Source organism: Myxococcus sp. AM009 (genome assembly GCF_013372605.1).
GTDB lineage: Bacteria > Myxococcota > Myxococcia > Myxococcales > Myxococcaceae > Myxococcus > Myxococcus vastator.
On sequence record NZ_JABXEP010000168.1, the window covers coordinates 1 to 16,689 of the forward strand.

The 16,689-nt window shown below is 68.0% G+C and carries 1 protein-coding gene; it reads left to right on the forward strand.

What is annotated here, in order from left to right:
- Positions 1–16,689: non-ribosomal peptide synthase/polyketide synthase (locus HV824_RS29945; RefSeq protein ID WP_176424802.1), on the forward strand; the 16,689-nt coding region annotated here is incomplete at both ends.

The following is a 16,689-nucleotide window of genomic DNA, read 5'->3' on the forward strand; positions in this document are numbered from 1 at the left end:
CGCCGAACGGCAAGGTAGACCGCAAGGCACTGCCAGCCCCGGATGCACAAGGTCCGAAGACGGCGCACTTCGAGGCGCCTCGGACCGCGACCGAACAGAAGCTGGCGTCCATCTTCACCGAGGTGCTCAATGTCGAGCGCGTCGGGCTCGACGGAGACTTCTTCGAGCTGGGCGGCCACTCGCTGCTGGCCACGCAGTTGGTGTCGCGCGTCCGCGAATTCTTCCAGGTGGAACTCCCCCTGAGAGACGTCTTCGAATCGCCGACGGTGGAGAAACTGGCCCTCCGGCTGGAGGAAATGCAGGCGGGGGCTTCAGCCCTTCACGCACCGCCCTTGAAGCGAGCGCCACGGTTGGGAGCACTGCCGCTGTCATTCGCGCAGCAGCGACTGTGGTTCCTCGAACAACTGGAACCAGGGAGCCCCGTCTACAACATCCCCTTGGCCATCCGACTTTCGGGCGCTCTGCGGGTGGATGCACTGGAGCGCGCGCTCTGTGAGTTGGTGCGCCGTCATGAAGTCCTTCGAACGACGTTCCGCGCAGAGGGCGGGACGCCCGTGCAGATTGTCTCCCAGCAGGCGGTGAACGCCCTGCCGGTGGTGGACCTGTCGTCGCTCTCGTCCGACGCGGCCGAGGCGGAGGTCCATCGACTGCTGCGTGAGGAGGCACTCCGCGGATTCGACCTCGCCAGTGGACCGTTGCTTCGCACGCGATTGCTGAAGTGCTCCGAGGCGGAGCATGTGCTCCTGGCGAACATGCACCACATCGTCTCGGACGGGTGGTCCATGGGCGTCATCGTCCGGGAACTCGCGGGCCTCTACGGTGCCTTCCGCGAAGGACAGCCGTCGCCGCTGCCCGAACTGGACGTGCAATACGGTGACTTCTCCTCGTGGCAGCGCGCCTGGCTGGAGAGTGGCGCGCTTCAGCGGCAACTGGACTGGTGGCGTCAGCAGCTCGAAGGAGCCCCGCAGGTCCTCTCGATTCCCACGGACAGGCCGCTGCCCGCGGTTCAGACCTTCCGGGGCGCGAACCTCCCGGTGAGCCTCCCACCGGCGCTGTCCTCAGGCATGAAGGCGCTGGCGCAGCGGCATGGCGCGACGCCGTTCATGGTGCTGCTGGCGGGCTTTCAAGCCTTGTTGGCCCGGTACTCGGGGCAGGACGACCTGGTGGTGGGAACGCCCGTCGCCGGACGCAACCGGGCGGAGACGGAGGGGCTCATCGGCTTCTTCGTCAACACCCTGGCGCTGCGGGCACGTCCGTCCGCGGAGAAGCCGTTCCTCACGCTGCTCCGCGAGGTGAAGGACGCGGCGCTGGGCGCCTACGCGCATCAGGACGTTCCCTTCGAGCAGCTCGTGGAAGAGCTCCAGCCGGAGCGCACCCTCAGTCACTCGCCGCTGTTCCAGGTGATGTTCTCCCTGCAGAACACGCCTGTGCCGGAGGCGCTCGTGCCCGGGCTGTCGATGAGCGCGATGGACACGGAGATCGGCGCCGCGAAGTTCTTCCTGACGCTGGCGTTGGAGGACCTGTCGGAAGGCTTCTCCGGTGTCTTCGAATACAACGCGGACCTCTTCGAGACGGCCACCATCCAGGGCATGGCCGCGCACTGGCTCACGCTGTTGGCGGCTGCCGTGGCCTCCCCGGACCGCCGCTTGTCCGAGCTGCCGCTGCTCTCTCCTCAGGAGCGGCATCAGCTCCTGGTCGAATGGAACGACACCGCGGCGGAGTATCCGCGCGATACGCCCGTGCACGTGCAGTTGGCGAACCTTGCGACGCGCATGCCGGAGACGGTGGCGCTCGCCTGGGAGGGCGGGCAGCTCACCTTCGAGGAGTTGATGGCCCGCAGCCACGTGCTGGCGGCGCACTTGCGGCGGCTGGGGGTTGGCCCCGAGGTCCGAGTGGGCCTCTGCGCGCGCCGCTCGCCGGAGCTGGTGGTGGGGCTGCTCGCCATCCTGGAGGCCGGTGGGGCCTGGGTGCCGCTGGAGCCGGAGGCTCCCCGTGAGCGACTGGCGCGCATCCTGGAGGACGCGGCGCCCGCGGTGCTCCTCACCCAGCGGGCGCTGCGGGACGTGATGTCCGCGGCCTCGATGCCCGTGGTGTTGCTCGAGGATGACCTTGGGGCAGCCGCGGCCGAGCCTTGGAGTTCGAGCGCGTTGGCGGACAACGCCGCCTACGTCCTCTTCACCTCGGGGTCTACGGGACGTCCCAAGGGCGTGCTCGTCTCCCACCGCGCATTGGCGCGACACACGGCGTGGTTCATCGCCGCGTTGAAGCTGGGCACGGGAGACCGGGTGTTGCAGAAGGCCTCTGCTGGCTTCGACGCCTCGGTGCCCGAGCTGCTGGCCACGCTGGTCTCTGGTGCTCGGCTGGTCATCGCACCGCCCGATGCCGAGAGCGACACCGAGGTGCTGCTGGCCGCGTTGGAGCGCCTGCGGGTCACGGTGCTCCAGTTGGTTCCGTCACAGCTGCGCGTCCTGTTGGCGCATGAAGATGTGGCGCGAGCCTCGGGCCTGAGGGTGCTGGTGTCCGGGGGCGAGGCGCTGCCGGTGGAGCTCGTTCACCAGGCCCGGGCGCGGCTGCCGTCCACGACCGTCATCAATGCGTACGGGCCGACCGAGACCACGGTCGATGCCACGGCCTGGCTGGGAGGCGACCTGGGCGAAGGCCCCTTCGCGCCCATTGGTCGGCCCATCGCGAACACCCAGGCCTACGTCCTGGACGCACAGGGCCAGCCAGTCCCAGTGGGCGTCCCGGGCGAACTCTTCGTCGGTGGAGAGGGCCTGGCTCGCGGCTACGTGGGCCGGCCGGACCTGACAGCGGAGCGCTTCGTGCCGGACGCCTTTGCTCGTGCGCCGGGCGCCCGGCTCTACCGCACGGGCGACCAGGCGCGGTGGCGCTCGGGAGGCTCGCTGGAGTTCCTGGGTCGCGTGGACACGCAGGTGAAGGTGCGGGGTCACCGTGTCGAACCCGGCGAGGTGGAAGCGGTGCTGGCGGAGCACCCTGCCGTCCACGTCGCCGTGGTTGTGGCGCGGAAGGATGCTTCGGACGAGCCGCGGCTCGTGGCCTACGTGGTGCCAGGGGAGGCGTCAGGAGCCGTGGAGGCCGCGGCGCTGCGGGCCTTCCTGGGGGAGCGTCTGCCTCCGGCGATGGTGCCTTCGTGGTTCGTCGTCTTGGAGTCGCTGCCGCTGCTCCCCAGTGGGAAGGTGGACCGCAAGGCGCTGCCCGCCCCAGACGTGGACGTCAGCGAGCGACAGTACGTCGCACCGCGCACCCCGACGGAAGAGCTGCTCTGCGGATTCTTCAGCCGGGTGCTGGGCGTGGAGCGCGTAGGCATCCACGACGGATTCTTTGAACTGGGGGGCCACTCGCTCCTCGCGACGCAGTTCGTCTCGAGGGTGCGTTCGGCCTTCCGGGTGGAGCTCGCGCTGCGGGAGTTGTTCGAGGCGCCCACGGTGGCGGAGCTGGCGCGTCGCATTGAACAGGCGAAGCGGTCCGGGGTCGAGCTGCCGGTGCTCCGAAGCCCGGTGGTGCCGCGCGCCCGTGAGCTGCCTTTGTCGTTCGCGCAGCAGCGGCTGTGGTTCCTGGATCAGCTCCAGCCGGGGAGCGCGTTCTACAACGTGTCCGCGGTGGTGAAGTTGACGGGCCCATTGGACCCGCGCGCGCTGGAGTGGAGCTTCGAGGAGCTGGTGCGCCGCCATGAGCCCCTGCGGACGACCTTCCGCGCCGAGGGTGGAACCCCGACGCAGGTCATCTCGGCCGAGCCGACTCTTGCCTTCGCCGTGGTGTCCCTGGACGCGCTGGAGGACACCGGGCGTGATGCCGCCGCGAAGCGCTGGGCTGAAGAGGAAGCCCAGCGACCCTTCGACCTGAAGAAGGGCCCGTTGCTGCGGGCCACGCTGCTTCAGCTGCGGGAGCGGGAGCACGTCCTGGTGCTGGTGATGCACCACATCGTGTCGGACGAATGGTCCATGGGCATCCTCGTGCGCGAGGTGGCCGCGCTCTACGAGTCGCTGTCCCAGGGACAGCGCTCCCCGTTGCCGGACCTTCCGCTCCAGTACGGCGATTACGCTGTCTGGCAGCACGCGTGGCTGGCGGACGACGTGTTGGAGACGCAGCTCGGATACTGGCGACAGCAGCTCGCTGGAGCGCCGAGTGCGTTGGAGTTGCCCACGGACAAGCCTCGCCCGGCGACGCAGACATTCCGCGGGGGCATGCAGGAGACGATCTGGCCCTCCGAGCGATGGGCCGCGGTGAAGGCGCTCGGGCAGAGGGAGGGCGCGACACCGTTCATGGTGCTGCTCGCGGCCTTTCAAGCGGTGCTGTCGCGCTACTCGGGCCAGGACGACGTGAGCGTGGGATCGCCCATCGCGGGACGCACGCGCGAGGAGACGGAGGGGCTGATTGGCTTCTTCGTCAACACGTTGGTGCTGCGGACGAAGGTGTCCCCGGTGTTGAGCTTCCGCGAACTATTGGCACAGGTCCGCGAAGTGACGCTGGGGGCGTATGCGCACCAGGACGTGCCGTTCGAGAAGCTGGTGGAGGAGCTTCATCCTGAGCGTGATCTGAGCCGGAGCCCGTTGTTCCAGGTGACGCTGACGCTGCAGAACACACCTTTCTCCGAGGTCCAACTGCGGGAGTTGACGCTGACGGGCGTCGACGCCGAGGAGAAGACCTCGAAGTTCGATTTGTCGCTGCTCGCGGAAGAGGTGCCGCACGGGTTCTCCGTGGCGGTGAACTACAACAGCGATCTGTTCGAGGCCGCGACGATGGAGCGGCTGCTGGGGCACCTGCGGGTGTTTCTGGAAGCCGCTGTGAGCGCGCCAGAGACGAGGCTGGCCGAGCTGCCGCTGATGGGCAGCGAGGAGCAGCAGCGGTTGGTGAAGGAGTGGAGCGGGACGGCGTCGGCGTACCCACGCGATGCGAGCCTGAGCGTTCTCTTCGAGGAGCAAGCGCAGCGGACGCCGGACGCGGTGGCGGTGGAGTACGAGGACGAGCGGCTGACGTACGCGGAGTTGAATCGTCGCGCCAACCAACTGGCGCACCACCTGAAGGGCATGGGAGTGGGGCCCGAGGTGCGGGTGGGCTTGTGCGTGGAGCGCTCACTGGAGTTGGTGGTGAGCGTGCTGGGCATCCTGAAGGCGGGGGGCGTGTACGTACCGCTGGATGCGAGCTACCCGCTGGAGCGACTGGCGTGGATGAAGCAGGAGGCGGGTGTCGCGCTGCTGGTGGCGCAGGAGAAGCTGGCGGACGAGGTGGCCGCGGGCGGCGAGTTGGTGGTGTGCGTGGACACGGAGTGGGAGACGCAGATTGCCTTGCAGGCGGAGAGCACGCCCGTCGCCAACGTGGGCGGGAGCAACCTGGCGTATGTGATGTTTACGTCGGGAAGCACGGGGAAGCCGAAGGGCGTGGGGGTGCCGCACCGAGCGGTGTCTCGCCTGGTGCTGGGGACGGACTTCGCGCACTTCGGGCCGGAGGAGGTGTGGCTGCAGTTGGCGCCCATCTCCTTCGACGCATCGACTCTGGAGGTGTGGGGCGCGCTGCTGCACGGCGCGAAGCTGGTGGTGTACCCAGCAGGGACACCGTCCCTGGAGGAGTTGGGCCGCAAGCTGGAGTCTTCAGGCGTGACGTCGTTGTGGCTGACGGCGGCGCTCTTCGAGCAGATGCAGGCGCGGCAGCCGAAGGCCTTGGCCAGTGTCCGTCAGTTGCTGGCGGGTGGTGACGCGCTGCCAGTGTCGCGCGTGAAGGAGCGGCTGGCAGCGGGCGGTGTGCTCATCAACGGGTACGGCCCAACGGAGAACACGACGTTCTCCAGCACGTACCGGATGGAGGCGCCCGAGGAAGTCGGAGTGTCGGTATCCATCGGCCGGCCGGTGAAGAACACGGTGGCGTACGTGCTGGACGGTGGGATGCGCCCGGTGCCAGTGGGCGTACCGGGCGAGCTGTACGTGGGCGGAGACGGGTTGTCGGTGGGGTACGTGGGGCGCCCGGAGTTGACGGCGGAGCGCTTCGTGCCGAGTCCATACGGCGACGGAGAGCGGCTGTACCGAACGGGCGACGTGGTGCGGTGGCTGAGGAACGGGACGTTGGAGTTCCTGGGCCGAGCGGACACGCAGGTGAAGGTGCGTGGCTACCGAATTGAGCTGGGCGAAGTGGAAGCGGCGCTGGCCCAGCACAGTGGCGTCAACGAAGCGGTGGTGGTGGCCCGCGAGGATGGCGAGGGCAAGCGACTGGTGGCGTATGTGACCGCGCAAGAGGGCGCGGAACTGGAGGGCAGTGCGCTGAGAAGCCACGTGAAGCAGCGGCTGCCGGAGTACATGGTGCCGTCTGCGTACGTGGTGCTGGAGGCGCTGCCGTTGACGCCCAACGGCAAGGTGGACCGCAAGGCGCTGCCCGCGCCGGATACAGAGCGTGCCGCAAGCGCTCGCTTTATTGCACCGCGAACACCTGCTGAACAGAAGCTGGCGTCCATCTTCGCGGAGGTGCTGAACGTCGAGCGCGTCGGTCTCGACGGGGACTTCTTCGAGCTGGGCGGGCACTCGCTGCTGGCCACGCAGTTGGTCTCGCGCGTTCGCGAGGCCTTCCACGTCGAATTGCCTCTACGGGACGTCTTCGAGGCGCCCACGGTAGAGAAGCTCGCCCAGCGGCTCGACACTGCGGCGAACGGCGTACAGGTTCTGCATGTGCCGCCGCCGACGCGAGTCGAGCGAACCGGGCCGTTGCCGCTGTCGTTCGCGCAGCAACGCCTTTGGTTCCTCGACCAGTTGGAGCCGGGCAGCTCGTCCTACAACATCCCTATCGCCGTGAAGCTGACGGGGACGGTGCGGGTGGACGCGCTGGAGCAAGCCTTCAGGGCGCTGGTGCTCCGGCACGAGTCGCTGCGCACGACCTTCCAGAGCAACGGTGGCGCGCCGGTTCAGATCATCGCAGCGGAGTCGGAAGTCCAGCTGCGCGCGGTGGACCTGAGCGGCTTGTCCGAGGCGGAGAGAACTTCGGAAGCCCAACGCCTGATCGCCGGAGAGGCAGCGCTTCCGTTCAGCCTGACGCGCGGCCAATTGCTGCGCACGGGATTGCTGAAGCTGTCCGAGCAGGAGCACGTGCTGGTGCTGGTGATGCACCACATCGTGTCGGACGGCTGGTCCATGGGCGTGCTCGTCCGCGAGGTCGCCGCGTTGTATGAGGCGTGCTCGCGGGGCCTGCCGTCGCCGCTGCCGGAGCTTCCGCTCCAGTACGCGGACTACGCGGTGTGGCAGCGCGAGTGGCTCCAGGGAGAGGTCCTGGCGTCACAACTCGCCTGGTGGAAGGACCAGCTCCAGGGAGCCTCGCAGGCGCTGGAGTTTCCCACGGACAAGCCGCGTCCCGCGGTGCAGACGTTCCGTGGCGCCAGCCGGGAGGTGCAGTGGCCGCGCGACCTGTGGGAGTCGGTCAAGGTGCTCGCGCATCGTGAAGGTGCCACGCCATTCATGGTGCTGCTCGCGGCGTTCCAGACGGTGTTGTCGCGCTACTCGGGGCAGGACGACGTTTGCGTGGGCTCGCCCATCGCCAACCGCACCCGGGCGGAGACGGAGGGGCTGATTGGCTTCTTCATCAACACGCTCGTCCTTCGTGCGCGACTCGCCGGAAACCCCACGTTCCGGGAGCTGTTGGCGCAGGTTCGCGAACGGACGCTCGGCGCGTATGCGCATCAGGACATCCCTTTCGAGCGACTGGTGGAAGAACTCAAGCCCGATCGCGACTTGAGCCGCAGCCCACTCTTCCAGGTGATGTTCATCCTGCAGAACACGCCCACCGTGGAGCTGCACCTGCCGGGCTTGACGCTGGCGGGAATGGACGGTGACTCGCGCACGTCGAAGTTCGACCTCACCTTGGAGCTGACCGAGACACCGCGGGGGTTGTCAGTCAGCACCGTGTACAACAGCGACCTCTTCGAGCCCGAGACGATGGACCGGCTGACGGGCCATCTGCGCGTGTTGCTGGAGGCCGCGGTCCAGACACCGGATGCTCGGTTGGGCGAGCTGCCGCTGCTGGGCGCAGAGGAGCAGCGTCGGCTGCTCGTGGAGTGGAACGACACCCGCACCGACTTCGTTCCCGACACCATCCAGGCCCTCTTCGAGAAGCAGGCCGCGAAGTCGCCTGAAGCGCTCGCGGTCGTCGCGGAAGACTCGCGGCTGACCTACGACGCGCTGAACCGGCGGGCCAATCAACTGGCGCACCACCTGCGTTCGCTGGGCGTCGGTCCGGATGTTCCCGTGGGCTTGTACCTGGACCGCTCGGCCAGCGCCCTGGTGGGCCTGTGGGGCATTCTCAAGGCGGGTGGGGCCTATGTGCCGCTGGACGTCACGTTCCCGGTCGAGCGCATCCGAAGCGTGCTCGCCGACGCGGGGGTCCGGGCGCTGGTCACGCAGGCGGCCCTGGCGGAGGTTCTGCGCTGGGACGCGGGCGAGGTGGTCCGCCTGGATGCGGACGCGTCTTCTCTGTCGGAACGGAGCGAGCGCAACCCGGAGCCCGTGGCGGCGCCGGAGAACCTTGCCTACGTCATCTTCACCTCTGGCTCCACGGGGCGGCCGAAGGGCGTGGCCATCGAGCACCGGCAACTGGTGCATTACGTAGACGGCGTCACGCGCCGGTTGGACCTGCCGGGAGGCGCGTCGTTTGCCTCCGTGTCCACGCTGGCGGCGGACCTGGGACACACCGCTGTCTTTCCGACGCTCTGCCGAGGCGGCGCGCTGCACCTCGTGTCTCGCGAGTGCGCGTCGGACCCGGCCGCCCTGGCCTCGCTCTTCGAGCGCGAAGCCGTGGACTGCCTGAAGATCGTCCCCGCGCACTTGCAGGCGCTCCTGGCCTCCGGGAAGCCCGAGCGGGTATTGCCACGCCAGCGTCTGGTGCTGGGCGGTGACGTTTCGGATTGGGCGCTGATGGACCGGGTGCACGAACTGTCACCGGACCTGGTGGTGTTCAACCACTACGGGCCCTCCGAGACGACCGTGGGCGTGCTCACGCTCTGGGTGGAGCGTGGACCGCGGGGCCGTGTGACGGCGTCGGTGCCGCTGGGGCGGCCGATTCCGAACGCGCGCGTCTACGTGCTGGATGCGTACCTGCGCCCGGTGCCCGTGGGTGTGCCAGGGGAGCTGTGCATCAGTGGAAGGACCGTGGGCCGCGGCTACCTGAGCCGGGCGGAGCTGACCGCCGAGCGCTTCGTGCCGGATGCGTACTCGGACGAGCCGGGGGCGCGGATGTACCGGACGGGAGACCGGGCTCGGCTGCTCGCGGATGGCCGGGTGGAGTTCCTGGGTCGCATGGATGACCAGCTCAAGGTCCGCGGCTACCGCGTGGAGCTGGGCGAGGTGGAAGCGGCGCTGGAGCGGCACTCCGCGGTGCGTGAGTCGGTCGTGGTGGCTCACGCTCGCGGGACGGACGGCAAGCGCCTGGTGGGCTACGCCGTGCCGAAGCCGGGCCACACACTGGAGGCCGACGCGCTTCGTGACTTCCTGGGCCAGACGCTGCCCGAGTACATGGTTCCGCAGGCGTTGGTAGTCCTGGAGGCGCTGCCGTTGACGCCCAACGGCAAGGTGGACCGCAAGGCGCTGCCAGCGCCGGACTTCCAGGCCGTGGACACCGAGGCTTTCGTCGCGCCGCGCACGGCCACGGAAGCGCTGGTGGCGGGGCTGTTCTCCGAGGTGTTGGGGCTCGACCGTGTTGGGGTCCACAGTGGCTTCTTTGAACTGGGAGGGCACTCGCTGCTGGCGACGCAGGCCATCTCCCGGATTCGTGGCGCCTTCGGTGTCGAGCTGCCATTGAGAGACCTCTTCGAGGCACCCACGGTGGCCGCGCTCGCCGAGCGGGTGGACCGTTGGGTGCGCGCCGGAGCGGGCTTCGCCGCGCCTCCGTTGAAGCCGCGGGCGGGACGGACGAGCGTCCTGCCGCTGTCGTTCGCGCAGCAGCGCTTGTGGTTCCTGGAGCAGCTCGCGCCGGGGAGTGCCTTCTACAACGTGCCGGCGGTGGTGAAGCTGTCGGGGCCGCTCGACGTGCTCGCGCTGGAGCGCAGCTTCGACGCGCTGGTTCGCCGTCATGAATCCCTGCGGACGACCTTCCGCGCCGACGGCGGGGCGCCCGTGCAGGTCATCGCACCCGCGGGGCAGGTGGCGTTCACGTTCGAGGACCTGAGCGGGCTGCCTGACGCGGAGCAGGAGGCACAGCGCCGAGCGGAAGTAGAGGCACTTCGGCCGTTCGAGCTGGCTCAGGGGCCGTTGCTGCGGACCACGCTGCTTCGTCTCGGCGAGCGGGAGCACGTCCTGGTGCTGATGACGCACCACATCGTTTCCGACGGCTGGTCCATGGGCGTCCTCGTGCGAGAAGTCGCGGCGCTGTACGAAGCCTTCTCCCAGGGCCGTCCATCCCCCCTGCCGGAACTGCCGGTGCAGTACCCGGACTACGCGGTCTGGCAGCGCGAGTGGCTGAAGGGCGAGGTGCTGGAGGCGCAGCTCGGGTACTGGAAGCAACGTCTGGAGGGAGCGCCCGCGGCGCTGGAGTTGCCGACCGACAAGACGAGGCCCGCCGTCCAGACGTATGGCGGAGCTCTGCGGCACGAGGTGTGGCCCAAGGCACTCTGGCGCGACATGGAGGCGCTCGGCCGGCGTGAAGGTGCGACGCCGTTCATGGTGCTGCTGGCGGCGTTCCAGGTGGTGCTGTCCAAGTATGCAGGGCAGGAGGACGTGTGCGTGGGGGCTCCCATCGCGGGGCGCACGCAGGGAGAGACGGAGGGGCTGATCGGCTTCTTCGCGAACATGCTGGTGCTGCGGACGAAGGTGTCTCCGGCGTCGAACTTCCGTGAACTGATCGCTCAGGTGCGGGAGGTGACGCTGGGGGCGTATGCGCACCAGGACGTGCCGTTCGAGAAGCTGGTGGAGGAACTCCAGCCCGAGCGTGACCTGAGCCGGAGTCCACTGTTCCAGGTGACGCTGACGCTGCAGAACACGCCTGTGACGGAGGTGGCGCTCGGGGGCGGACTCACGCTTTCCGGCCTGGACTCGGAGGGGCGGACGTCGAAGTTCGACCTGTCACTGGTGGTGGAGGAGGTGCCGGATGGCGTGGTGGTGGCGGCGAACTACAACACCGACCTGTTCGAAGCAGAGACGGTGCGCCGGCTGCTCCAGCATCTGCGGACTCTGCTGGAGACGGCCATCGCAGGGCCGGAGAAGCGGCTACTTGATCTGCCGCTGATGGGCAGTGAGGAGCAGCAGCGGTTGGTGAAGGAGTGGAGCGGGACGGCTTCTACGTATCCTCGCGATGCGAGCCTGAGCGCGCTCTTCGAGGAGCAGGTGCAGCGGACGCCGGATGCGGTGGCGGTGGAGTACGAGGACGAGCGGCTGACGTACGCGGAGTTGAACCGTCGCGCCAACCAGCTGGCGCACCACCTGAAGGGCATGGGAGTGGGGCCCGAGGTGCGGGTGGGCTTGTGCGTGGAGCGCTCACTGGAACTGGTGGTGAGCGTGCTGGGCATCCTGAAGGCGGGGGGCGTGTACGTACCGCTGGATGCGAGCTACCCGCTGGAGCGACTGGCGTGGATGAAGCAGGAGGCGGGCGTCGCGCTGCTGGTGGGGCAGCAGCAGTTGCTTGAGTCCATGGGGCGTTCCGGCACCGAGTCCAGGGTGTGCGTGGACACGGAGTGGGAGACGCAGATTGCCCACCATCCCGTGAGCACTTCGAGCGCCAATGTGAGCGGGGGCAACCTGGCGTACGTGATGTTCACGTCGGGAAGTACCGGCAAGCCAAAGGGAGTAGGTGTGCCGCACCGAGCAGTGTCTCGCCTGGTGCTAGGGACGGACTTCGCGCACTTCGGGCCGGAGGAGGTGTGGCTGCAGTTGGCGCCCATCTCCTTCGACGCATCGACGCTGGAGGTGTGGGGCGCGCTGCTGCACGGCGCGAAGCTGGTGGTGTACCCAGCAGGGACACCGTCCCTGGAGGAGTTGGGCCGCAAACTGGAGTCTTCAGGCGTGACGTCGCTGTGGCTGACGGCGGCGCTCTTCGAGCAGATGCAGGCGCGGCGGCCGAAGGCCTTGGGCCGCGTCCGTCAGTTGCTGGCCGGTGGTGACGCGCTGCCGGTGTCGCGCGTGAAGGAGCGGCTGGCCGCGGGCGGTGTGCTCATCAACGGGTACGGCCCGACGGAGAACACGACGTTCTCCAGCACGTACCGGATGGAGAAGCCCGAGGAAGTCGGAGTGTCGGTGTCCATCGGCCGGCCGGTGAGGAACACGGTGGCGTACGTGCTGGACGGTGGGATGCGTCCGGTGCCAGTGGGAGTACCGGGCGAGCTGTACGTGGGCGGAGACGGGTTGGCGGTGGGGTACGTGGGGCGCCCGGAGCTGACGGCGGAGCGCTTCGTTCCGAGTCCGTACGGTGAGGGAGAGCGGCTGTACCGAACGGGCGACGTGGTGCGGTGGCTGAGGAACGGGACGTTGGAGTTCCTGGGCCGAGCGGACACGCAGGTGAAGGTGCGCGGTTACCGCATCGAGCTGGGCGAAGTGGAAGCGGCGCTGGCCCAGCACGGTGGCGTCAACGAAGCCGTCGTGGTGGCTCGCGAGGATGGCGAGGGCAAGCGACTGGTGGCCTACGTCACGGTCCGGGACGCTGCCTCGTTGGACGCGGGTGCGCTGAGAAGCCACGTGAAGCAGCGGCTGCCGGAGTACATGGTGCCGTCGGCGTACGTGGTGCTGGAGTCGCTGCCGCTGACGCCCAACGGGAAGGTGGACCGCAACGCGCTGCCAGCCCCGGATACACACATCCAGAAGCCAGCGCACTTCGAGGCGCCACGGACACCGACAGAGGAGAAGTTGGCGTCCCTCTTCAGCGAGGTGCTCAATGTCGAGCGCGTCAGCGTCGACGAAGACTTCTTCGAGCTGGGTGGCCACTCGTTACTGGCAACACAGTTGGTGTCTCGCGTGCGCGAGGCCTTCCGGGTCGAACTGCCGCTTCGGACAGTCTTCGAGTCCCGGTCTGTTGAGACGCTGGCGAAGCGGCTGGACGGTGCCTCAGGAGCCGCTGTTGCGCTGAGCGCTCCTCCGCTGGTCCGCGCTTCACGCGACGGCGCGCTTCCCCTGTCGTTCGGGCAGCAACGGTTGTGGTTCCTCCACCAGCTTGATCCCGACAGCGCCTTCTACAACGTGCCCGTGGCGGTGAAGCTCTCGGGGGCCCTTGATGTTGCCGCGCTGGAGCGGAGCTTCCAATCGCTTGTTCTCCGCCATGAGGCGTTGCGCACGACCTTCTGTTCCGAGGCAGGTGTCCCCACCCAGGTCATCTCTCCCTCTGGAAGGGTCGCGCTGGAGTTCGTGGACCTGAGTTCACTCCAGGGCACGGAGAAGTCCCAGGAGGTCCAGCGTCGAACGGAGCGAGAGACACTTCGTCCGTTCAACCTGGAGGTGGGCCCCCTGCTGAGGGCGACGCTGCTGAAGGAGGGGGAGGACGCGCACGTGTTGGTGCTGGTGATGCACCACATCGTGTCGGACGGGTGGTCGATGGGGGTGCTGGTGAGGGAGTTGGTGGCGCTGTACGAGGCGTACTCGCAGGGGCGCGAGTCACCGCTTTCGGAGCTGGAGGTGCAGTACGCGGACTACGCGGTGTGGCAGCGAGAGTGGCTGAAGGATGAGGTGCTGGAGGAGCAGCTCAGGTACTGGAGGCAGCAGCTGGCTGGTGCGCCAGCGGTGCTGGAGTTGCCGACGGACAAGGTGAGGCCGACGGTCCAGACGTACCGGGGAGAGACGAGAGGGCTGGAGTGGCCGAAGGGGCTGTGGGAGCGCGTGAAGGGGCTGGCGCAGCGGGAGAACGCGACGCCCTTCATGGTGCTACTGGCGGCCTTCCAGGTGGTGCTGTCTCGCTATACGCGCCAGGACGACGTCTCTGTGGGCTCCCCTATCGCCAACCGCACGCGAGCCGAAACGGAGGGGCTGATTGGCTTCTTCGTGAACACGCTGGTGCTGCGGACGAAGGTGTCGCCGACAGCGAGCTTCCGGGAGTTGCTGACGCAGGTGCGCGAAGTAACGCTGGGTGCGTACGCGCACCAGGAAGTGCCCTTCGAGAGGCTGGTGGAGGAGCTGCAGCCGGAGCGGGACTTGAGTCGCAGCCCGCTGTTCCAGGTGATGTTGGTGCTGCAGAACACGCCAGGAGGCGCGGTAACCCTGCCAGGACTGAAGCTGGAGGCAGCGGAGTCGGCTGGAAAGACGTCGAAGTTCGATTTGACGCTCGGCTTGGGTGAGTCGAGCGAAGGCGGACTGACGGGGGCGTTGGAGTTCAACAGCGACCTGTTCGAAGCCGAGACGATGGAGCGGCTACTGGGGCACTTGCGGGTGCTGTTGGAGGCAGCAGTTGCTGACCCGGAGGCTCGGCTGGCCGAGCTGCCGCTGATGGGCAGCGAGGAGCAGCAGCGGTTGGTGAAGGAGTGGAGCGGGACGGCGTCTACGTACCCGCGCGATGCGAGCCTGAGCGTTCTCTTCGAGGAGCAAGCGCAGCGGACGCCGGACGCGGTGGCGGTGGAGTACGAGGACGAGCGGCTGACATACGCGGAGTTGAACCGTCGCGCCAACCAACTGGCGCACCACCTGAAGGGCATGGGAGTGGGGCCCGAGGTGCGGGTGGGCTTGTGCGTGGAGCGCTCACTGGAGTTGGTGGTGAGCGTGCTGGGCATCCTGAAGGCGGGAGGCGTGTACGTACCGCTGGATGCGAGCTACCCGCTGGAGCGACTGGCGTGGATGAAGGCGGAGGCGGGTGTCGCGCTGCTGGTGGCGCAGGAGAAGCTGGCGGACGAGGTGGCCGCGGGCGGCGAGCTGGTGGTGTGCGTGGACACGGAGTGGGACACGCAGATTGCCGTGCAGGCGGAGAGCACGCCCGTTGCCAACGTGGGCGGGAGCAACCTGGCGTATGTGATGTTCACGTCTGGAAGCACGGGGAAGCCGAAGGGCGTGGGGGTGCCGCACCGAGCAGTGTCGCGCTTGGTGCTCGGGACGGACTTCGCGCACTTCGGGCCGGAGGAGGTGTGGCTGCAGCTGGCGCCCATCTCCTTCGACGCCTCGACGCTGGAGGTGTGGGGCGCGCTGCTGCACGGCGCGAAGCTGGTGGTGTACCCGGCGGGGACGCCGTCGCTGGAGGAGTTGGGCCGCAAGCTGGAGTCTTCAGGCGTGACGTCGTTGTGGCTGACGGCGGCGCTCTTCGAGCAGATGCAGGCGCGGCAGCCGAAGGCCCTGGCCAGTGTCCGTCAGTTGCTGGCCGGCGGTGACGCGCTGCCGGTGTCGCGCGTGAAGGAGCGGCTGGCCGCGGGCGGTGTGCTCATCAACGGGTACGGCCCAACGGAGAACACGACGTTCTCCAGCACGAACCGGATGGAGAAGCCGGAAGAGGTGGGCGCTTCGGTGTCCATCGGCCGGCCGGTGAAGAACACGGTGGCGTACGTGCTGGACGGTGGGATGCGCCCGGTGCCAGTGGGCGTACCGGGCGAGCTGTACGTGGGCGGAGACGGGTTGGCGGTGGGGTACGTGGGGCGCCCGGAGTTGACGGCGGAGCGCTTCGTGCCGAGTCCGTACGGCGACGGAGAACGGCTGTACCGAACGGGCGACGTGGTGCGGTGGCTGAGGAGCGGGGCGCTGGAGTTCCTGGGCCGAGCGGACACGCAGGTGAAGGTGCGCGGCTACCGAATTGAGCTGGGCGAAGTGGAAGCGGCGCTGGCCCAGCACAGTGGCGTCAACGAAGCCGTCGTGGTGGCTCGCGAAGATGGCGAGGGCAAGCGGTTGGTGGCCTACGTCACGGCCCGAGACGCTGCCTCGCTGGACGCGGGTGCACTGCGAGGCCACATGAAGCAGCGGCTGCCGGAGTACATGGTGCCGTCGGCGTACGTGGTGCTGGAGGCGCTGCCGCTGACGCCGAACGGCAAGGTAGACCGCAAGGCACTGCCAGCCCCGGATGCACAAGGTCCGAAGACGGCGCACTTCGAGGCGCCTCGGACCGCGACCGAACAGAAGCTGGCGTCCATCTTCACCGAGGTGCTGAACGTCGAACGAGTCAGCGTCGATGAAGACTTTTTCGAGCTGGGCGGCCACTCGTTGCTGGCAACGCAGTTGGTGTCTCGTGTGCGCGAGTCCTTCCAGGTGGAGCTCCCCCTGAGGGATGTCTTCGAATCGCCGACGGTGGAGAAGCTGGCCCTTAGGCTGGACCACGATCAGGTGGGAGGCTCGGTGCGCCAGGCGCCACCACTGAAGAGGGCACAGCGGCAGGGGGCCTTGCCGCTATCGTTCGCTCAGCAGCGGCTGTGGTTCCTCGACCAACTGGAGCCTGGCAGCGCCTTCTACAACGTCCCCGTCGCAGTGCGGCTCACTGGCGTCCTCGACGTCGGAGCGTTGCGCCGTAGCTTCGATGAACTGGTTCGCCGACACGAATCGTTGCGAACCACCTTCCGTTCTCAGAACGGGATGCCTGTCCAGCTTGTCTCCGACACTGCAACGACGCGGTTGGAAGTCATGGAGCGCGGAACTCCGGACGGCGGAGAAGGAGGACCGGAAACGAAACGCCTCGTGGAGCAAGAGGCACTTCGCCCGTTCAACCTGGAGGTGGGCCCGCTGCTGAGGGCGACGCTGCTGAGAGAGGGGGAGGAAGCGCACGTGCTGGTGCTGGTGATGCACCACATCGTGTCGGACGGGTGGTCAATGGGCGTGCTGG